This window comes from Pseudomonas rubra (assembly GCF_028656935.1).
GTDB lineage: Bacteria > Pseudomonadota > Gammaproteobacteria > Pseudomonadales > Pseudomonadaceae > Aquipseudomonas > Aquipseudomonas rubra.
In genome coordinates, this window is record NZ_JAMDGZ010000022.1 from 18,240 (window position 1) to 37,585 (window position 19,346).

18 protein-coding genes are annotated in these 19,346 nt (G+C 52.8%); 6 read left to right on the forward strand and 12 right to left on the reverse strand.

Going from position 1 to position 19,346, the window contains the following annotated elements:
* Positions 1-48 precede the first annotated feature (48 nt).
* Complete coding sequence (locus M5G17_RS11635) at positions 49-738, forward strand: hypothetical protein (protein ID WP_273893062.1); 690 nt, start codon at positions 49-51, stop codon at positions 736-738.
* A gap of 437 nt (positions 739-1,175) precedes the next feature.
* Complete coding sequence (locus tag M5G17_RS11640; RefSeq protein ID WP_273893063.1) at positions 1,176-2,699, forward strand: RNA-directed DNA polymerase; 1,524 nt, start codon at positions 1,176-1,178, stop codon at positions 2,697-2,699.
* A gap of 362 nt (positions 2,700-3,061) precedes the next feature.
* Here the strand turns inward: M5G17_RS11640 and M5G17_RS27425 are convergent, their stop codons facing one another.
* A complete protein-coding gene (locus M5G17_RS27425; protein ID WP_337993707.1) occupies positions 3,062-3,298 on the reverse strand; it encodes a BPSL0761 family protein in 237 nt (78 codons plus the stop codon).
* Between the two features lie 509 nt (positions 3,299-3,807).
* Here M5G17_RS27425 and M5G17_RS11645 point away from each other — a divergent pair.
* Positions 3,808-3,951 carry a hypothetical protein gene (locus tag M5G17_RS11645; RefSeq protein WP_273893064.1) on the forward strand — a complete coding sequence of 48 codons (144 nt, stop codon included), beginning with the start codon at positions 3,808-3,810 and terminating at the stop codon, positions 3,949-3,951.
* Between the two features lie 242 nt (positions 3,952-4,193).
* Here the strand turns inward: M5G17_RS11645 and M5G17_RS11650 are convergent, their stop codons facing one another.
* Both M5G17_RS11650 and M5G17_RS11655 read right to left on the reverse strand, forming a co-directional pair.
* Positions 4,194-5,579: a DEAD/DEAH box helicase gene (locus M5G17_RS11650; RefSeq protein WP_273893065.1), complete on the reverse strand. Its 1,386-nt coding sequence runs from the start codon at positions 5,577-5,579 to the stop codon at positions 4,194-4,196.
* Complete coding sequence (locus M5G17_RS11655) at positions 5,576-6,148, reverse strand: hypothetical protein (protein WP_273893066.1); 573 nt, start codon at positions 6,146-6,148, stop codon at positions 5,576-5,578. Before M5G17_RS11655 ends, M5G17_RS11650 begins: the two co-directional genes overlap by 4 nt.
* A 104-nt stretch (positions 6,149-6,252) precedes the next feature.
* Here M5G17_RS11655 and M5G17_RS11660 point away from each other — a divergent pair, with 104 nt between their 5' ends.
* A complete protein-coding gene (locus tag M5G17_RS11660; protein ID WP_273893067.1) occupies positions 6,253-6,471 on the forward strand; it encodes a helix-turn-helix domain-containing protein in 219 nt (72 codons plus the stop codon).
* A 262-nt stretch (positions 6,472-6,733) separates the two neighbouring features.
* Here the strand turns inward: M5G17_RS11660 and M5G17_RS11665 are convergent, their stop codons facing one another.
* Genes M5G17_RS11665 through M5G17_RS11680 form a run of 4 tightly spaced genes read right to left on the reverse strand, consistent with a single transcriptional unit; the run spans position 6,734 to position 11,990 of the window.
* On the reverse strand, positions 6,734-7,183 hold the full coding sequence (locus tag M5G17_RS11665) for a hypothetical protein (protein WP_273893068.1): 450 nt from the start codon (positions 7,181-7,183) through the stop codon (positions 6,734-6,736).
* Between the two features lie 17 nt (positions 7,184-7,200).
* Complete coding sequence (locus M5G17_RS11670; RefSeq protein ID WP_273893069.1) at positions 7,201-9,360, reverse strand: hypothetical protein; 2,160 nt, start codon at positions 9,358-9,360, stop codon at positions 7,201-7,203.
* A 1-nt stretch (position 9,361) separates the two neighbouring features.
* A complete protein-coding gene (locus M5G17_RS11675) occupies positions 9,362-10,855 on the reverse strand; it encodes a site-specific integrase (RefSeq protein ID WP_273893223.1) in 1,494 nt (497 codons plus the stop codon).
* Positions 10,827-11,990, reverse strand: a complete 1,164-nt coding sequence (locus tag M5G17_RS11680) for a site-specific integrase (protein ID WP_273893070.1) — start codon at positions 11,988-11,990, stop codon at positions 10,827-10,829. The genes M5G17_RS11675 and M5G17_RS11680 overlap by 29 nt, the downstream gene beginning before the upstream one ends.
* A 505-nt stretch (positions 11,991-12,495) precedes the next feature.
* On the opposite strand from M5G17_RS11680, the gene M5G17_RS11685 reads away from it, so the two are divergent.
* Positions 12,496-12,708 carry a YebG family protein gene (locus tag M5G17_RS11685; RefSeq protein ID WP_273893071.1) on the forward strand — a complete coding sequence of 71 codons (213 nt, stop codon included), beginning with the start codon at positions 12,496-12,498 and terminating at the stop codon, positions 12,706-12,708.
* A 7-nt stretch (positions 12,709-12,715) separates the two neighbouring features.
* On the opposite strand, the gene M5G17_RS11690 is transcribed toward M5G17_RS11685, so the two are convergent.
* Positions 12,716-13,735: a Leu/Phe/Val dehydrogenase gene (locus M5G17_RS11690; RefSeq protein ID WP_273893072.1), complete on the reverse strand. Its 1,020-nt coding sequence runs from the start codon at positions 13,733-13,735 to the stop codon at positions 12,716-12,718.
* A 126-nt stretch (positions 13,736-13,861) separates the two neighbouring features.
* Here M5G17_RS11690 and M5G17_RS11695 point away from each other — a divergent pair, with 126 nt between their 5' ends.
* Positions 13,862-14,668, forward strand: a complete 807-nt coding sequence (locus M5G17_RS11695) for a SirB1 family protein (RefSeq protein WP_273893073.1) — start codon at positions 13,862-13,864, stop codon at positions 14,666-14,668.
* Here the strand turns inward: M5G17_RS11695 and M5G17_RS11700 are convergent.
* The 4 genes from M5G17_RS11700 to hmgA are packed head-to-tail and all read right to left on the reverse strand — an operon-like array spanning position 14,589 to position 19,268.
* On the reverse strand, positions 14,589-15,983 hold the full coding sequence (locus M5G17_RS11700; protein ID WP_273893074.1) for an MFS transporter: 1,395 nt from the start codon (positions 15,981-15,983) through the stop codon (positions 14,589-14,591). The genes M5G17_RS11695 and M5G17_RS11700 overlap by 80 nt on opposite strands.
* 48 nt (positions 15,984-16,031) lie before the next feature.
* A complete protein-coding gene (gene maiA / locus M5G17_RS11705; RefSeq protein ID WP_273893076.1) occupies positions 16,032-16,658 on the reverse strand; it encodes a maleylacetoacetate isomerase in 627 nt (208 codons plus the stop codon).
* A 12-nt stretch (positions 16,659-16,670) separates the two neighbouring features.
* Positions 16,671-17,963 (reverse strand): fumarylacetoacetase, encoded by a 1,293-nt coding sequence (gene fahA / locus M5G17_RS11710; protein WP_273893077.1) that lies wholly within the window; start codon positions 17,961-17,963, stop codon positions 16,671-16,673.
* Positions 17,964-17,966: 3 nt separating this feature from the next.
* Complete coding sequence (gene hmgA, locus M5G17_RS11715) at positions 17,967-19,268, reverse strand: homogentisate 1,2-dioxygenase (RefSeq protein ID WP_273893078.1); 1,302 nt, start codon at positions 19,266-19,268, stop codon at positions 17,967-17,969.
* Between the last annotated feature and the right edge of the window lie 78 nt (positions 19,269-19,346).

A 19,346-nucleotide genomic window follows, 5' to 3' on the forward strand; every position in this document is an offset into this window, starting at 1 on the left:
CTTATAAACAACACCTAACGGTACTTACGGAAAGAAGGGGAATTGCTCGTGTCATTCAAGTGGGCGACAGAATGGACTCGATCTGACGCGATCGCGGGGCTTGCCCTCATATTTGCGGCGGCAGCGGCCGGTATCGCATACCAGGCTGAAAATCGCGCGAACAAAGCGGAACGGCGTGAGGCTGAGGCCGTTGCGATCGCTGTTGGTGGCAAGGTACGATCGATCGCCAATAACAACGAATTCTCAGCTCAGTTCATGCATAGATTTCTGGACCACAAGGCGGCTAGCCCGAAAGACCATCTCCAAATGGATGCGTACATCATAGAGTTTGCTGCAGACCTTGATCTTCCAGAATTAGTACTCACACCCGAACAGATCACCGCGTTGGCTCATACCGACACTAACGTGGCTACATTACTCACTGCCTGCTCCGACCGACGCATGGGGGTACAGGCGAATACTAAAAAACTCGCCGATGCGCGCCCTGGCCAATTGACAAATACACAGCTAGCGGCCGCTCAGATACTGCCCTACCGCTTGCGCGAAATGGGGAAGGCCTGCAAGGCATCGCTGGAGGCGCTCATAGTCCTTGTGCCAGATCTGCCCAAAATCTTGGGCCCCATTCCTAACACTGTAGGTGAGATGATGGAGGCTGAAACGACCGCACTTGGCGCGAGGGAGTACGGCTCCTACATAAAGTTTCTCACTCAGGAAGCCAAAACCTCCGGCCAAGACTAGAACGCTGACGGTTCAAATACCGGAAATAAGGTGTTGCCGATATGGATCGCCAGGATTTACCCGAATCTGGTGTTTGAGGAGCAAAGGCTCTTGATTCATTGCTATTGCCCGCCTCATTCTCGCGTATTCATAACTGCTAGCCCGTTTTCCATACATCTACAAATCTACAATCCCCTAGCTCCATCACTAGGAGGGAGATCGCATCGTAAAGGCTTTGCACAGGTCTTGATCAGGTTAATTGATGAGCATGAGTATTGTAGACTCATTCTCGACGACTGCTTTTGGCCAATTTCTGCCGGTGCCGAGAGGTCGCAATGGGTCGCATGCGGAATGACAGTTCTTGGTACCGGCAAAAATAGTTGTGGTTTACCAACGAATTCATAGACAATTCTAGGCGTTAACGACAAGCGTTAAAAATATAATAGAGGATGCAAATCGTGGCCATACTTAGCGAGCAATCGCTGGACTTCGCACGCGAGCACATTAGCAAATATTACGACTCAGATTTTTTCCCTAAGCCAATAGAGTACGAAGCTCTCTGGTACCACTGGGAAGACGTAAAAAAAGAGCTAATGTCAAAGAATATTGCCAAGTTGTGGGTAACACAACCGCGAGCCATGACCATCGCAAAGCCTAAAGGTGGCTTTCGAATTGTCCATCAACTTGAACCTATCGACTCAGTAATTTACACCGCCTTGGCTTGCGAAGTCACCGAGGCAGTCGAAAAAGCGCGCATACCCAGCGAAGAGCATATTGCTTGCTCGTATCGTCTTCAAATTTCAGACGGGAATTTTTTTGGTGCAGGATCTGGATGGGTAGACTTTACCCAAAAGACGGAAGAACTAGCCGACCAGTATAGTACCGTGCTAATTACCGACATCACTGACTTTTACAATCAGATTTACCTACACCGCCTGAATAACGCTATTGAAATCGCTGACTCGACGCTCAAGCCGCTTGGTGACGACATAGAGACTTTTCTTTCAACGCAAAATAGCAAGTCTTCCCAAGGAATTCCGGTTGGGCCTGCTGCCAGTATAATTATGGCCGAGGCGGTATTCATAGACATTGACCGTTTTTTGAAAGACCAAGGAGTACACCACACGCGGTATGTCGATGATATTCGAATTTTTTCAAATTCTACCAGAGAATTATCCAGGGTACTTGAAAGCCTCACATTGTACTTATATGAAAATCACCGCCTAACCGTTTCCACTGAAAAAACCTTCATAATGAACTCTAAAGAGTTCATCGAAAAACATCTTCACAATCACTATGCCGAAGAGAAGATTCAGCTCCTTGAAACCCTAGAGATCTTTAACGCATACACTAATGAAATGGAAGAAGTTGAAATTGAAATAGAAGATGAAGAATTAATTTTAGAAATTAGATTGTTGGCGGCGATAGAAAAAATTGTCACCTACGATCACCTTGATCTAGGCCTTGCAAGAAGCATTATCAGATCTGCTCGCCGAAACAAACACCAAAATATTGCCGCCACCATTCTTTCGAACTTTGACTTTTTTGCCCCCGTAATAAACGACGTTGCATTATATCTTCATGAGGTCACGGACGATTATTTTTCGAAACACTTCCTGTCCGCCATTGAAGAAGTGATTGAAAAACCAGCTGTCGACAGTCAAATATGCCGCTTCTGGCTAGAATGGTACATCGCCCAAAATCCTAATCTATTGAAGTCTCCGGCACTACATTCGTTTATTTTCAATGGGCCCAATATTGAAAACCAAGCTCTAGCTGCAATTACTAACAAAAACGTGGCCTGGGTGCGAAATCACAAAGCGACCGTTTATAATCTTGGCGGAAAGGCTCGCAGAGCCGTTCTAAATTCTTCAAGAGTATTGCCAAGTGATGAGCGCACACACTGGCTTAAATTATTTATCAGCAACTCCCCGGTTTTGTTGGATCGGCTAGTGGCACAATGGGTGCAAAAAACAGCTTGAATTGAAAGGACTTAATTACCACTAATCACTGAAACCTATTTTGCTAAAGAACTTACCCAAAGGCGCCAAAGCCAAATGAACATTGTGCTAGGGCGCTTTTTGCCTACCAGTGATGCGCTCACATTAGCCATCACCATAGGCGTCGCTACTTTGGCCAAGGCAGCTTTGGGTCGTTCTCTGCCGGTCAGGGCTACGAAGCATGCTGGTCAAATCCGATGCAGATGACCGGTCCGGTCGGATGCAAATGGATGGGCAAGTCTCTGCAATTACCCACCTGACTTACGCAAGGTGGGATGGGCTAACACTTGCAGTGGAAAAGCCGGTTTCTCAGCTGTAAGCAACGTGCTTGGCGGCGTCTCCGACTATTGCTCCCCCCTTAGTACGGGGCTGAATACGGGCCCTACGAAATCTACTTCTAATCCTTCTGCACGCGCCTCAATCCTCCCTGCCCGATCTATGTCATCCTCTGTAGGAAAATGCCGTAGCAAAAATTTAGCATCCCGCCGTACCTGGTCAGGTAAAATGTCATTTTTCGCAAGTTCGATAAGAAACTCACGCGTCGCAACGACGGCGCGAGAACGTTCGCGGGGCATGGTCATATCGGCTTATTTCGAGGGTATAGGTTCATCAGTATCTTCCTTCGCACACTTTAAACCAAGATGGACGACTTGGGCTTTTAAAGGGTTTGCGATACGAGGTTCTTTGGCGCATGGCAATCCTGACCATCAGGGCGATAGTGTCCACGAACAATGATTCCCCCTTCTATTATACGGTAGGGACGGGCCTCCACTGTTTGGCACTGCCCCGAATCACACCGAAAGGTCTGCACGTCTGCTCTGACCTTTACACCCTTGGTAGTATGGACATGAATTGATTCCAGATTCAGTTTCAAACTAGGCCAACGTTGAGTGGCCACAGATCCGCCGCCCTCGAAAATTTCATCGCTGGCTCATTGAATAGGGTTGTTTTCATCTGGCTGGCTCGCTTGGTCCACCATTACCAAGCAACACGAATACCGTCAGCAATAGACACCATATTCGAGCTGTGCCAGGAAGTCCTTGACCTGCGGGTAACCTTGAGCACTCGACAAAAGGTAGCAGGGAGCTACATGGCCAAGTCCGAAAGCTCTCTGGGCGAGCCAAAGATCGGCAAGCTTTCGAGTACCAAGCACATTCTACGCCAACGTCAGAATCCGCTCACGCCTTTTCCTGAAGCAACGCTGCTCTTGGCTCCAGCAGCCGTCGGAAGATGAAGGGAAAGCCTCTACATGCATATATATCGCCACCGAAGTACTTTCCGTCATTGAAATGCTACAGCGCTCGTCAACACTGATGCTCTCATCATCGTTGACGACGTAAACGGTCCGATTTTTCAGGCTGTGATGCATTTGGCCGATGCTCTCCAAAGCGGCTGCGGATTGCGTTTTTCAAGTAGACTACGTAGCTCTCAGCATTTCTCTACAAAGCATAACGCTGATTCGTCAAGTTTTCGGGCTCAGTAAACGGAGAGAATTTCTGTTCTGAATCCCGATGACAACTCCATTCGAAACAGGCTATCCACCTCCAAAGCACCTACCACGGTTTCTTCCGCAGGAGTCGAGAACTGATCAACGTGAAGATCGAATGAAGTAACTGCCTTCTCGATAGCAGCTTCTTGTTCGGAAGCAGAGCAAAAATCATCCAAGCGCAAAAGCTGGGTGTAGTCCAGCACTGCTAGGTCATCAGGCAAGTCGTCTGCAACACGCTGCGAGAACTCAAGCAACGAAGGTTCGGCGAGCACGTAAAACCATGCCTGGCAATCTTCGCTCCCGGTGCGTCTCAGCACTCGCCCCAGCACTTGGCGGTAATGCAGCTCAGTACGTATACGGCTCAAATAGCAGCACACCTGCAAACGAGGAATATCAGTCCCCTCGCTGATCATTCCGACAGCAACGATCCATTTCCCCCGCCCTTCTCGAAAGTCATTTATCAGATGCTGAGCCCCTGGTGTCCGTGTGGTGACCACTAAACACTCTTCACCCTGCGATCTGAGCACCTCTGCGATTTGATGGGCATGACGAATATTTGTCGCAACTACTAAACCACCTGCATCAGGAATTTTGCAGCGGATTTCGTCCAAACGGCTGCGCCCCAGATCAACGACTTTCTCAACCATGTCGTGGTGAATGAGAAGGTCCTCAAAAGTCACAGGGGATTCGTTCAATAGCTGAGCGATGCTTGGATAAACGGTAACGATTGGCGCATCATCGACATGCTCAGTGAGCCTGACTGCGCTGTTGTCGATGATCACAATGCGCGGTGAACGGCATACCTTGTCAGCAATAGCCTCTTTTAGACCATAGCGAAAGTCACAGATGAGTCGCCCTTCTGGATCTGAATATCGAGCCAAAGCAATTGCTCTATCATCGGATCGCCAGGGAGTACCTGAAAGCGCTAAAGTAAAGGCAGCCTGGTCTTGCAAACGTTGAAGTATTACCTGGCCCCAAGCATTGCTCAAAAGCGGATCGTGACCGGCACAATGGTGTATTTCATCGAAAACCGCAAACACTCTGTAGTCTTCAACCAACTGCCAAAATGAAGCCTCTCGATAATCCATTGCTTGGTAAGTGGACGCGATACCAAGCGATCCAAGGCGCCCGTCGAATCGGCGGCCTAGTACTGTTGAAAAAGTCCTCTGCAAGCCGTCCACAACCTGACACGAAGGAGCAAAGCAGAGAACAAGGTCGATAAGGTCAGCCTGCAACAAACGGCTTGCAACCGCTGCAGCCATCCTGCTTTTGCCGGCCCCAGGTGTAGCCTGGCAAAAAAAATGCGAGGAAACCTGGTAATGCTCCAACGCAGCTGATACACAGGCATCTTGCCAAACTCGTAAATCCGTCATGCAGCCACCAACATCTTCAGAGTGTTCTCAATCGCCCGAAGATGCCCCAGCAATCGCGAGCTGCGATCTCGCGCCTCAATGTAATCATCTTCAACTCTAGCCCTGAGCACCGGCATTTCGGTGAACAGCTGCTTGTAACGCTCAGCCTCACCCAGGGCAGAAAGCATGTCCAAGCGAATTTCTTTCGCGAGCAATTCTAGCCGCCGCGTCGGACAAGTCTCCGAGCGCGCACGCGATTGAGCCACCCCAGCTCCATCCTCGCTCAACGCATTATGGCAAGCGTTGGAAAAACGGCGGTGGACGAGAGAAAGGCTGATGGCAGCGGGTTTGTCCAGTACGTGAAAAATCTGGCCGCGCCTACGACGTACGGGGTCTTGCTGGACCCAACCTACGCGCTTCAACCGTAGAACCTGATCATAGATGTAGCGCCACAGATCTGTGTCGTTAACCGCCCCGCCTAGCAGAAGGGCATAGGCATCCCTCAGCGAACGAATCGTGAATTGCTGAAAGTCTCCATCCTTGAGCAGCTCGAAGACACGCCTGTCTAGCTTGAATATAGCTGGTTTCATACAGGCACCCAATGCAGCCGGAAACAGACAAAATGCGGATTATAATCCGTCGCCTGGAGTTCAGTAAACGACGGATAGTTCCGCCTTGGTCAATCGAGGCGGTTATGCAGGTGCTGGCAAAGGATCTCGGGCAGAAAATCCGCGAAAGAAGGATATCGATTGGGTTGTCGCAAGACGCTCTGGCTTACGCCTGTGGGATAGATCGAAGCTATATGGGCCGGGTGGAGAGAGGTGAGGTGAACCTCACCGTAGAGAAGCTCTACCGAATTGCCTTTCAACTCAAATGCCAGCCACATACTCTTCTACCCCGTTTGCCGAAATAGACTGAGCATATGCGTCCATACACAGGCAGCAGGCTCTTACTCTCAGTGCCCCCTCAGCTGGGATGAAACAGCAGCGCTCAACGACGCAGGTTTTGCGACCAGAGCGGTTGCCGCGAAGGTTTGAATCGAAACGGCCCCAAACACGACAGCCCTGGTCGAGCTGCCACGCTAGCGGCCGTGGATAGTAACGACTTTTTAACGGTACGTCTTAGCTTCATCTCAGGACCTGACGTTTCCATTCATTGCCTTTGAGGCCCAGAGCTCATGACTTCTTCGGGGTGGTGCTCACACCACACAACACGCACTGTTTGTAAGATTTTTCACAATCAGAACTCTCAACAGACGGACAAATAAGAGCTTGCACATCAATGGAATTCGCCAGCAGAGACTCGATCATGTCAACATATCGCACACGGATAGCTTCATACATCGCCTGAGACTCCGCTAGATCACACTGCAGTTTAAAAACCTTACTCTCAAGATTATTAACCCTAGCATCCTTATCAAAGCTTCTCTTTGGGATATTGTCTGCGGCCAGAAACGCATCAATTTCTTTCTGATACTTTCTCACTGTCTCTCTTGAGACAGAAGCATATGAAGCAAACTCTTTTTGACTATAAATATAGACTTTAGACCGACTAGAGTAAGATGCCACAAGCTCATCCAGCTTACCTTCAAGGTACTCTTTTAGCCGCGCACCCCTGAGTTGCATATTACATTACCCCAACCCTAAGAATTCTTTTTCGAGACTTCTTCAAGCAAATAATTAGCGGACTTCTCTACAGAATCGAAGTGCTGATATTGATGACTAGCTCCTCCACCAGCATTCAATATGTGAACCTTTATAGCTCGAGCATTCTGACTTACCAACTCTATCTCACGCCGCTGAACTGAATCTTGAGAGTCAACGATCAGTGCTTCACATGGCTTTCCGTTGGATCCTTTAGCGAAACAAGAAAGATTATATTCACATGGTTTCAAGGCTAAATTATGTGCACACCCCCCATGAGGCATAGGATTTATTACACGAACTGCAGAATTAAGATATGCTTCAGCTGACTCACGATCTTCTATCTTCAGCTTGTTGAATGTAACTTGAATCAGGCCTACCGCTTTATTATCTCGTACACGCTGCATCATTTGCTGCAGAACACGTGACCTACTAAGCGCAGAAGTGTGATCATATACTTGCGCCTGATTTAATTCAGTGCGACCTAAAATAATATTAACTTGCACATCTGAAAGACCACCCTGCTTATAAATAGTATTTAGCCAATGACGTATATCATGCCATACGAAATTAGCCACGCGACCTGTACGCGGGTCCAGCACATTAAACTTATTAAATACCGACTGCTCATTTCTAGAAGCCTTAACCAACCAACCCTCGAACATACTTTCAGACACCATAGTAAATTCAGAAGTCCGCGTGCATTGATGCTCGGACAGCAGATTGCGTGGCACAACAAATAGTGAGTCTTCAGGTTCAAGGAGAACATCACTACCATTTCGAACAGTTGGCAAGATTTTTCGGGTGTACTCCCGCTCAAGTTCCGGATTGTAAACAAACAAAAAAGGGCTTTCCTCCAATTGGCACTCAAGCGCCTCATCCAATATTTTTCCAACAGCAACTCGTGTTTCACACGTATCTGAAAGCTCGACCTCACAAAGTTCTTCCATTAATGATATCTGGACCGCATGAGGGTGAAACCTTAGTTTTGCCTTCCAGTTCGAAACAGCGCTAGTAAGAGGCACCCATGAGTTTTTAGATTGCAAATACAGAAATACTTTCTTATGAAGCGCCTTTTGAAATCCAAGCAATTTCTTAAATGTTACATAACTCGCACCTAGAAAAGCAGATGCCTTGCAAATACTCCCAAACCTGTCAAACAACTGTATCGCGTCAACGAACTGCCCAGTAGTGCGATACCAAGCACCTTTAGGTGTGTACAAGCTGTAATTTGCCAACCACCCAGCAGCAAACTTCCGCACATAGTATTCGAGCGCAACTGCAGAATTTCGCACCCTAGGCCAGTCAACACCCGGGCTAACTCTCAATCGCCGTACAATTTCTCTGCCCTCGGACGTGTGCTCAGTTATGAAGTCCACAGCTGCCTTAACCGACGGATACATATCTTGAGGGAAGGGCCTGTAAAAGAGTCGCCCCCCCTTCTCTGGAAACAACTTTACGACCCATTTCCCCTCCCGATTTTCTAAACAGTCAAGTGGTAAGCATGCTAGCTCATTGATTCTGCAACCTACAGCGGCATTCAAGACAAGAGCATGAATAAAAAATCTGTCCCTAAATTTAAGCTCAGGATTGTTAGCCAACTTAAATAACTGATTAAGAACTTCAATGGGTAATAATTTTTTCTCTCTTCCCATTTCAGAACCATGCCTCCCGTAGTCAGCGCGCCCTTTTGGTGCGCTATACGAAAGTCTCACTCCTGTTCGCTTATGAAGCCATCTGGAAAAAGCTTGGAGATTTGTCAGTACTGCTACTTTCCCAACGACACCTTTATCTCTATAGGTCCTCTCTACAGCATCAAAATCCGAATTAGTCAGTTGGTTAGTTGTTTTCCCGCCAATAACTGCATCCAATTTTAGTAGCGAGCTGAGTATTGTGTGAGCCCCTCCACTCCCGATGTCCCCTTTAACTCGCTTTGCCGCAATGTATATTTTCGCGATTGTCCGAAGCTCATCATTTTTAAAACGCCCAAAGTCCAGGGATACGCTAGTGCGATTTCCTGGTCTAGCCATCCAACTAATAATCTGCCATGTATCGCAAAAAAAATCTATATTGGGAGACATCGCTTCAACCAACGTCTGGGCAAGCTCGATCAATTTATCAGCCACCCCCAAAGCTGCTAACCTAGTCGCCACATTCATATCATTCTCCATTTTCAATTCTATGAATAACATCCTTCACAGCTTGATAAACCCGTTCCAGGTCCTTTAATACCTTGCTCCTGTCCTTCCCACCTTCCGCAGCCCCCCATCTTGCAAACTCATTCTCTAAATACTTTAGAGACTTCTCATGATCGGCGTCTCTCCAAGCAATGAAATATCGACAGCCGTTGTAGCAATTAAAGAAAGGGTGCTGTCCACACATACCATTTTTCGAGCAAGAACCCACGGCCGCGGGGGCGTTAATTGTAGGAATCAAAACCGGATAGCCAACGCTCTTATCACCGATTCCCCCTGAAAAAAATATTCCATTTAACTCTGTAAATACGCCACCCAACTTCCTGTTAACTCGCTCCAGCAATGGACAAAACTCAGAAGCCAGACAATCGATATAAGCCTTCGCCGCAGTGATTGAGTCATGCTCTAAGATATATTGGAGTTCGTCGCTAGAGGCCCCCTGCGCCGCCATTTGAGTCGCGCCGCTATGACGTATTCTATAAGGTGTCAACACAAGCAGATCATTAGTACGAGGACTGATAATACCCTGTCTGACACACCATCTTGTCATCATCCTCCCGAGAGAAAATTTTTTTCCCTTTCTTAAGGTAACTAATAGTCTTTCAGAATTTTGTTGAGCCTCCACTATTTTGGGGACTGAGGAATAATTCTTAATTTCTTTCGCGAGACGTTCAGTAATAGGCCATAGCTCAGGTTCCTGTCCGATCTGTGCTTTCGCTTTTGGAATTCTGAGAAAGTATTCAATATTCTCTGCATTGGGATCCGGCACCCATAATGAGTCAGCCGTCATCTCAGAAATTTGACCCGGTCGCTTGAGCGTTTCGAACGAAATCCATGTAAATAATCGAGAGGTGTAGTCTGATATCGACTCGGCATCTTTTCCCACAACCATAGCTCGTCTAACTAACTCCTGCTCTGCACTCGTCATGGCACCACGTGTTTGATCCCACTCCAATATGACCCTGGAATCTTTTGATAACTGTATCTTTATTGAGCTTATTTCCAACGCATGTATTTCATCCGCGCCGGCCAAACCATTAGCAGCACAATACTTGTAAATCCTTCTAAACTCATCTACCTCCCCAACACGCCCCCCAATAATTAACTTAAATAGCATACCCAGCGATAGGTCTGAAAAATCCACCCAATCATCACACCACACACTTTCCAAGTAGCGCATATTATTTCTCACTATAAGCAGCAACCTTGGCGTGCCGACCCCCAATTTAAATACTACATACTCCTTAACAGCACTCAATAATGAAACAGGAAGTCTAAAAATCGACAAATCCACCCAATATTTCTGACGTTTCCACTCAGCCTCTATACGGAATGTACTGACATCTATAAAAAATGGATTACGCTTGTCCGCCATACATCTTACATATCTCCTACCACATTCATCTCGATAAACCCCATCCGAATCAATTTCAATAGTCATTTTTAATGGCCCCAGCATTTCGGTCAATCAAGCTACCTCTACTCATGTCCCGAATCGCCCGCCGAGCGTAATGTTTTAAGGACAGAGGACTTGACCAGCCACCTATATAAACAATGTGATCTATTTCGGTGGAGTTATTCGGAGTTAAACTAGCAGCTTCGTACCGCCTGTTAAAATAAGCGTGCCTCAGAATATGCCAGTGAAAACCACCCAGACATAATCTTCCAATTTTCTGTGCCACTTTGCTTGCTGCCGAGGAAGAAAGAGCGCTTCCCTGTGTACCTGCGCCGTGAGCGACAAATAGAAAATCATGATCTAGAAAAAAAGAAGGGCTCACGCCATGTTCAGACTTTTTGAATCGACAAGATGAAATATACTCTTCAATCAAATCAATTAAGCCCTCATCTTCTGGTGCAAAGTACAGCAAGCGACCGAACGTTTTCACCTTAGGACTATTCGGGGTTCTCGGATCTTCATAATCAACTCCACGCTCGTCAATACGTACAACTTCCAACGAGGGATCGGCACCAGTAAATTTTAGGTCCTGAAGGCGCAAAGCCAAGGCTTCGCCAATGCGTAAGCCGAACCCATTAATTAAACGCCATAAAATATAGTTCCTAAGACACACAGCATAGTTGTTATTTAAGTCATACAACTGCCTTTTTAAGAACTGCTCCACTGAATCTAACTCGGCATCAGTTAAATCTGGTGCTACAGAATTTTTCGTTTCGCCAACCATAACCCCAGACCAGCATGCTCTGTGACTATCAATCAGTGCGATATAACTAACATTACTTTCTGCGTCAGCGCTGACAAGCGGGGTATAGTTTCGGACGAACCAGAGAGAAAATGAGCTGCAGCTAGTAAGCACCTTAGTTACATACTGATTCAATATCGCCCCATCGCGAGGTGGCGCAATGACGTGGCCTAACCAATCTGCAAATTTTTTTATGGTTCTAAAGTCAACCCCCTCACCAGAAATCAGCATACGCTCAATATCTACTGCAAAAATTTCACCCCACGTAAAGAGAAATGCGACGTGATACATAATTGTTTGTATACTCGCCTTATACCTTCGGCTTCCTTTGGCGTAACTGGCTTCATAGATACTTGCAGCCACACATGGGTTATAGGTTTTTTTATTAATTAACATATACCTACCTATCCCGCCCCTCCTAAATTTCACAAGTCGAAACTCAAGCTCTACGCATCTCGTAGAAACTTTCATAAGCCCAAGTTCAGACATAGCCAAGCACACTCGACAAGACAATACTTACCCTATTAACAAAGAGCCGTGGCATATATTTAAAAAGCCAAACTATTGCAACCAAATGTGAACAGGGACGAAAGGGAGACACACTGACGCTGTACAACACCATCAGTAAGTTGGTCGTTATGAGATCATTAGATAGGTAGGGATAGTACTTTATTACACTCATAGTTCTGTACCTGACAATGACTAGGTCTTGAGGTACAGATGCGGGCCGCGGATTCTTCCGACGTCCTTCAGCTATCTATGGGCTCTGGGCGCTACGATGGCACCTTCAATGACGATAGCTGAGCTTTGCCCAGTAATAAAGAATTTCTCGCACGCGTGATTCTTCTACTTCGAGATGCTCTGCCCCCGTACAACTGGGCACCCGATGCTCAGCTAAATCATGGATAAAGCCGAAGCAGACCGTCACGACAAGATGCTCGAACTGGCTGAACTGCTGGCCGAGGTCCTGAAGAAAGCCGTGCCGTCGCTGAGCGAGCAGCAGGTCGAGGATGCCGGTATTTACATGGCGAAGAACCGCGACGTCTTCGCCAAGGCCTTCAAGAGCCAGCCTGACGCCTTGTCCGAGCTGCTTGGAGACAGCGCTGCCGAGTAAGCGCAGCTCAACGGTAGATCAGCCCTTCGGCGAGCATTTGCGCCACCCGCGCCGGCGATCGCTTCTCGGCCTGGGCATGGGCAAAGACTTCGGTCAGGCGCGAGGGGATGCGCGCCAGGTGTGCGGTGATAGTGCCCAGGTCTTCCCCACGATGCTTGAGCGCCACGTAGATCAGCCCTCCCGCGTTGATCACGTAATCCGGTGCATAGAGTATCCCGCGGCTTTCCAACTGGTCGGCGACCTGCAAGGTGGTCAACTGGTTGTTAGCCGCCCCCGCCACCGCGGCACAGCGCAGTTGCATCACGCTCTGGCCATTGAGCACCGGCCCTACCCCGCACGGGGCAAAAATGTCACAGGGCGTACTGATCAACATTTCATTGGCCACTGGCCGGGCATTGAACTGCTCGATCGCCAGTTGCACCCGGCCCGGATCATGATCACTGACCAGCAACTCGGCGCCCGCCGCATGCAGTTGCTCGGCCAGCGCATAGCCGACATTGCCCAGTCCCTGCACGGCGATGCGCAAGCCTTCGAGGTTGTCGCTACCCAGGCGCGCCATCGAGGTGGCGCGAATGCCGGCGAACACGCCCATGGCCGCATGCGGTGATGGGTCGCCTGCAGCAGTCGTGCTGGTGACGTGCTGGGTGGTCTGGGCGATGCAATCCATGTCCAGGGTCGAGGTGCCGCTGTCTACCGCAGTAATGAAGCGCCCCTGCAAGGTTTCGATAAAGCGTCCGAACGCTTCAAACAAGGCCGCGCGGTTTTCCACGTGCGGGTTGCGGATGATCACCGCCTTGCCACCGCCAAGGGGCAACCCCGCCAGCGCAGCCTTGTAGCTCATGCCCTGAGCCAAGCGAATAGCGTCGATCATCGCGCTGTCGTCGTCCGGATAGGCCAGGTAGCGGCAGCCGCCCATGGCCGGCCCCAGGTGTTCGCTATGAATCGCGACCACCGCCTTGAGGCCGGTCGGCGGGTCGATGCACAGGTGCAGCGACTGCGTACGGGTGCTTTGCATAAGTGCAAACATCGACGGGCTCCTCGATGAGGTGCTGATCCCAGTATAGGCCGCGCTTCCCCCCCCTGATGACAACACTCGGACCACTGGACGAAAGGCCCCGCCAGCGCTACAACAGAAGCTTGAGCGGAGATTGCCATGAACCCACGTAATGCCTGTCTGGCTTGCCTTGAGCGTGACCCGGTCGCCCTGCTGGAAGCAGCGCTATGGATCGCCGCCGAGCACGACAACAACGTGGTGCCTGCCCAAGTATTGGCCGAAGTTCAGGCCTTGCAACAGGAAGTCAGCGCCGGGCTGCCGATGTTGCCGCTCAGCGAGCTGGCCCAGCCGTTGTTGCGCCGCCTCAATGCCCTGGGCTTCCAGCAGGACGAGTACCATCCCCTGCGCCCCCAAGCTGCGTTACTCGACAAGGTCATGCAACGTCGTCGCGGCCAGCCCCTGGCGCTGGCGCTGCTGACCCTGGAACTGGCCCGTGGCCTGTCGATCCCTCTAGAAGGCGTAAATTTCCCCGGGCATTTCCTCTTGCGCGTTCCCGGCGCCGACCACCTGCTCGACCCCTGCGGCGGACGGCGCCTGTACCCGGCCGATTGCCGCGAACTACTGGGTCGTCAGTTCGGCCCGCAACTGGCGCTCAGTGCCGATCATCTGTTGAGCGCAAGCCCGGCACAGATGCTTCAGCGCCTGTCACGCAACCTGCGCCAACTGCACGCCAGCCATGATGATGACCTGGAAGCCCTCAAGGACGCCGAACGGGTGTTGCAACTGGGCCCTGGTACCGCCGCTGACTACGTGGCACGCGCCACCCTGTATCAACACCTGGAGTGCCCACAGGCCGAGCGCTTCGACCTGGAGCACGCCTTGCTGCTCAGTGACGATCCAATCCAGCGCTTGCGCCTGACCGAGCGCCTGAACCATCTTCCGCCTGCCTCGCCTTTGGTGCACTGACCGCCTCGTCCGGGCTGCGTACCTGGATGATCAGCAATGCAGCCAGCACCGCCGGAATCGCGCAGAAGAAAAATATCTGCTCGACCGGCAAATGCATGGCCAGCAACAGGCTGCCGAACAGCGGCCCGAGGATCGAGCCAAAACGCCCCACCCCCAACGCCCACCCCGTGCCGGTGGCACGCACCTGGGCCGGGTAGAAGTTGCTGGTAAAGGCATTGAGGGTCAACTGACCGCCAATGATGCAAAAGCCTGCGGCAAATACACAGACCACCAGCCAGCGCGGGTTGTCATGGTTCAGGCCGAGCAGCACGGTAAACACCGCTGCCGCCAGCAGCACGGCGCCGAGCAAACGCACCTTGCGCTTGAGGCGGTCGGCGATCCAGGCCATGAACACCGCGCCCAGTGTGCCGGCAAACAGGAACATCGAGGTGACCAGATTGGCCTGGTTCAGGGCCAGGCCGCTTTCCAGCAACAGGGAAGGCAGCCAGCTGATCATGAAGTACAAGAGGATCAGGCTGACAAAGAACGTCGACCAGATCAGCAGGGTCGACCTGGCATAGCCGTCGCGAAACAACGCCAGCACGGTGAGCTTGTTGTGGTTTTCTGCCTGGGCCTGCGTATTGGCCGCAGGCGGCTGCCAGCCCGGGAGCATCTTTGCCGTGACCTTGAGCAAACGCACATAGGGTGGCGCATCGCGCAGTAGTCGCGGCAACGACTCGGGCAGGTACACAAGCAGGAATGGAAACAGCAGCAACGGCGCAACACCGCCAGCGAGGAATACCGCCTGCCAGCCGAAGCTGTCGATAAACCCGGCAGCAACAAAACCTCCCGCTGCGCCACCCAACGAAAAGCCGCAAGCAGCCAGGGTGACCATCAAGGTGCGCAAGCGCGGCGGTGCATACTCGGACATTAGCGCCATGGCGCTGGGCATCGCCCCACCCATGCCGATGCCGCAGACAAACCGCGCCAGCATCAGGCTGTTGAGCGAGTTGGCAAACACCATCAGCAGGGTCAGGCTGGAGTAAAGCAGCACACAACACAGCAGCACCCGGCGCACACCAAAGCGATCTGCCAGCGGCGTCACCGCCAGCGAGCCCAGGGTCAGGCCCAGAAGATTGGCGCTGAACACCGGCCCGAACGCGGCCTTCTCCAGGCCCCAATCCTGGGCCAGGGAAGGAATGACATAACCCAGCACCTGAGCATCATAACCATCGGTAACCAACAACAAAGCGAGTAACAACAGCAATAACCACTGATAACGCGACACGGGCCGGGCATCCAGCGCCGTGCGAAAGCTGGCAATCTGATTGTGCATCGCAAGGTACCTTTTATTGTTATGGGTATCAGGTGCAGGCAGCGCGATTTATGGGGTGTCGGGCTGCCTCGAAGGGTGGGCCTTAACAAACGCCGGGTGCTGCTCGGCCAAGGCGGCGACCCGGCGAATGCGCGGGAAGCCACTGAGGTCGATAGTGAAGCGCTCGGCGGCGTACAGTTGCGGGATCAGGTAGACATCGGCCAGCCCTGGCGTATCGCCGAAGCAGAAGCCTTCGTCACCAATCAACTGCTCGACCGCAGCCAGGCCCTGGCTGATCCAGTGGCCAATCCACTGGTTGACCTGGGCGTCGTCATGGCCCAGCCCGCGCAATTGATTGAGCACGCTGACGTTGTGCAGCGGATGGATATCGCAACCAATCAGCGCTGCCACACCACGGGCCTGGGCCCGGCGAACCGGGTTCTGAGGCAGCAGCGCTGGCTGTGGATAAACCTCTTCCAGGTATTCGATGATCGCTGGCGACTGCACCAGGATCTCGCCCGAGTCGATCTTCAGCGCCGGCACCCGCCCTTGCGGGTTGCGGGACACGAAGGGCTCTTCGCGCTGTTCGCCCTTGAGCAGGTTGACCGGCAGCGACTGGTAATCCAGCCCCTTGAGCGCCAGGGCAATCCGCACCCGGTAGGATGAAGTCGAGCGGTAGTAGGTAAAGAGTTCCATGACCCCGCCTCCTCAGTGCGCCGCAAGGATCTTGCCGCGGCATTCGCCGAAACCGATCGAGGCCACGCCATCGCGCTTGCAACGGGCGCGCAGGATGATCTCGTCGCCGTCTTCGAGGAACTTGCGTACCTCGCCCGACGCAAGCTCAACCGGCTCCTTGCCGCCCTGGGTGATTTCCAGCAGGCTGCCGAACTGACCAGGCTGGGCGCCGGAGAGCGTGCCGGAGCCGAACAGGTCGCCTGGCTGCAACTGGCAACCGTTGACACTGTGGTGGGCAACCATCTGCGCCACGGTCCAGTACATGCTCAAGGTGTTGCTCAGGGTCAGGCGATGGGCTGGCAGGTTCTGCTCACACATGCGCTCGGTCAGCAGTAGCACTTCCAATTCGATATCGAAGGCGCCGCCGGCCTGGTCTCGTTTGTCGAGCAGGTACGCCAGTGGCTGCGGGTCGCCTTCCGGCCGTGCTGGCTGGGCGCAACGGAACGGCTCCAGAGCTTCGGCGGTAACCACCCAAGGGGAGATGGTGGAGATGAAACTCTTGGACAGGAACGGGCCAAGCGGCTGGTATTCCCAGGCCTGGATATCACGCGCGGACCAGTCGTTGAGCAAGCAGAAGCCTGCGATGTGTTCAGCGGCTTCGGCCACCGGGATCGAATCACCCATGTCATTGCCCTGGCCGATCCAGATACCCAACTCCAGCTCGTAGTCCAGGCGCGCGCTCGGGCCGAAGCTCGGCTCATTCTGGCCGGCAGGCAGGGTCTGGCCCTTTGGCCGGCGCACGTCGGTGCCCGAGGGACGAATGGTCGAGGCGCGGCCGTGGTAACCGATTGGCACGTATTTGTAGTTGGGCAGCAGAGGGTTGTCGGGGCGGAACAGCTTGCCGACGTTCTTGGCGTGCTCGATGCCGACATAGAAGTCGGTGTAGTCGCCGATGCGCGCCGGCAGGTGCAACTGGCACTCACTGGCCGCATGCAGCAGCGGCTTGAGCGCCGCCTGGTGTTCGCTGTGCTCGCCGAGCAGTTCCAGCAGGCGCTCGCGCAGGGCTACCCGGGCACCACGGCCCAGGGCGAAGAAGGCGTTCAACGTACCACCACGGGTGGCCTCGACTGCAGCGCGGACCTGACCGTCGAACAGGCCGGCGGCCAGCACCGCTTCCAGGTCGAGAATGGCATCACCGATGGCCACGCCACAGCGCGGTGCCTGGTCCTTGCGGCTGAAGATCCCCAGCGGCAGGTTCTGCAGCGGGAAGTCGCCGTGGCCATTGGCGTGTTCTACCCAACTGCGGGCAAGGGCGGACTGATTCATGGGTTATCTCCGATTCGGGGTGAAGGTGCTCGGCAACGAGGCCCAGCAACTATCGTAGTCGGCCTGCAATTGCGGGCATTCAAGCGCATGGCGGCTCGGACGCAGCACCTGGCTGGTCTCGAACATGAAGGCCATGGTGTTGTCGATCTTGTTCGGCGCAAGCTCCACGGCAATGGCCTTGCCGCAGGTCTCGGCATCGGGGCCATGAGCACTCATGCAACTGTGCAACGAGGCGCCACCGGGGAGAAAGCCATCGGCCTTGGCGTCGTACTCGCCCTTGATCAGGCCCATGAACTCGTTCATCAGGTTGCGGTGGAACCATGGTGGACGGAAGGTGTTCTCGGCCACCATCCAGCGCGGCGGGAAGATCACGAAGTCGAGGTTGGCCATGCCCGGCACGCTGGTCGGCGAAGTCAGCACGGTGAAGATCGACGGGTCCGGGTGGTCGAAGCTGACCGTGCCGATGGTGTTGAAGCGGCGCAGGTCATATTTGTACGGCACGTTGTTGCCGTGCCAGGCGACCACGTCCAGCGGCGAATGCTTGAGCTCGCAGCCCCACAGCTCGCCGAGGAACTTTTGCACCAACTGCACCGGGCCATCGACTTCTTCGTAATGGGCCACCGGGGCCAGGAAGTCGCGCGGGTTGGCCAGGCCATTACTGCCGATCGGCCCCAGGTCCGGGATACGCAGCGGCGCGCCGTGGTTTTCCGCCAGGTAGCCACGGGCCTGGCCGTCGAGCAATTCGACGCGAAACTTCAGGCCGCGGGGCAACACCGCGATTTCCAGCGGCTCGACCTCCAGCCCCCCCAGCTCGGTGACAATGCGCAGGCGGCCCTGCTCGGGCACCAACAACAATTCACCGTCGGCGCTGAAGAACACCCGCTCCATGGAGCGATTGGCGCAATAGGTATGAATGCTGATGCCGGCAGGTTTCTCGCCAGCCGAGTTGGCCGCCATGGCCACCCAGCCGTCAATGAAATCGGTTGGTTCACTCGGAATTGGCTGCGGGCTCCAGCGCAAGCGGTTGGGCGTTACCGAACCCAGTGGGCCGCCGGCCAGTTGACGCTCCAGGCGCTCGAAGCGCGGGTGCAGGGCCGAAGGGCGAATGCGGTACAGCCAGGTGCGCCGTTGTTCGCTGCGCGCCATGGTGAAGGCGGTGCCAGAAAACAGTTCGGCATACAGGCCGTAGGGCGCTTTTTGCGGCGAGTTCTGCCCGACCGGCAAAGCGCCGGGCAAGGCTTCGCTGGCGAATTCGTTGCCGAAGCCGCTCTGGTAATCGAGGACGGGGGTGTTATCGAGGTTCATCGAGCCTCCGGGCCCACTGCAGGCCGGTGATGGCAGTTGGCTGCAGGCCTTGAAGGGAGGCAGCGCTTCTGCGTTATT

Coding starts and splice junctions, on each gene's coding strand:
- M5G17_RS11695 (WP_273893073.1), top strand. CDS start 13,862: ATGAACCCACGTAATGCCTGTCTGGCTTGCCTTGAGCGTGACCCGGTC.
- M5G17_RS11690 (WP_273893072.1), bottom strand. CDS start 13,735: ATGTTTGCACTTATGCAAAGCACCCGTACGCAGTCGCTGCACCTGTGC.
- maiA (WP_273893076.1), bottom strand. CDS start 16,658: ATGGAACTCTTTACCTACTACCGCTCGACTTCATCCTACCGGGTGCGG.
- M5G17_RS11700 (WP_273893074.1), bottom strand. CDS start 15,983: ATGCACAATCAGATTGCCAGCTTTCGCACGGCGCTGGATGCCCGGCCC.
- fahA (WP_273893077.1), bottom strand. CDS start 17,963: ATGAATCAGTCCGCCCTTGCCCGCAGTTGGGTAGAACACGCCAATGGC.
- M5G17_RS11680 (WP_273893070.1), bottom strand. CDS start 11,990: ATGTTAATTAATAAAAAAACCTATAACCCATGTGTGGCTGCAAGTATC.
- M5G17_RS11645 (WP_273893064.1), top strand. CDS start 3,808: ATGGCCAAGTCCGAAAGCTCTCTGGGCGAGCCAAAGATCGGCAAGCTT.
- M5G17_RS11670 (WP_273893069.1), bottom strand. CDS start 9,360: ATGAATGTGGCGACTAGGTTAGCAGCTTTGGGGGTGGCTGATAAATTG.
- M5G17_RS27425 (WP_337993707.1), bottom strand. CDS start 3,298: ATGACCATGCCCCGCGAACGTTCTCGCGCCGTCGTTGCGACGCGTGAG.
- hmgA (WP_273893078.1), bottom strand. CDS start 19,268: ATGAACCTCGATAACACCCCCGTCCTCGATTACCAGAGCGGCTTCGGC.
- M5G17_RS11660 (WP_273893067.1), top strand. CDS start 6,253: ATGCAGGTGCTGGCAAAGGATCTCGGGCAGAAAATCCGCGAAAGAAGG.
- M5G17_RS11650 (WP_273893065.1), bottom strand. CDS start 5,579: ATGACGGATTTACGAGTTTGGCAAGATGCCTGTGTATCAGCTGCGTTG.
- M5G17_RS11675 (WP_273893223.1), bottom strand. CDS start 10,855: ATGCTGGGGCCATTAAAAATGACTATTGAAATTGATTCGGATGGGGTT.
- M5G17_RS11665 (WP_273893068.1), bottom strand. CDS start 7,183: ATGCAACTCAGGGGTGCGCGGCTAAAAGAGTACCTTGAAGGTAAGCTG.
- M5G17_RS11655 (WP_273893066.1), bottom strand. CDS start 6,148: ATGAAACCAGCTATATTCAAGCTAGACAGGCGTGTCTTCGAGCTGCTC.
- M5G17_RS11685 (WP_273893071.1), top strand. CDS start 12,496: ATGGATAAAGCCGAAGCAGACCGTCACGACAAGATGCTCGAACTGGCT.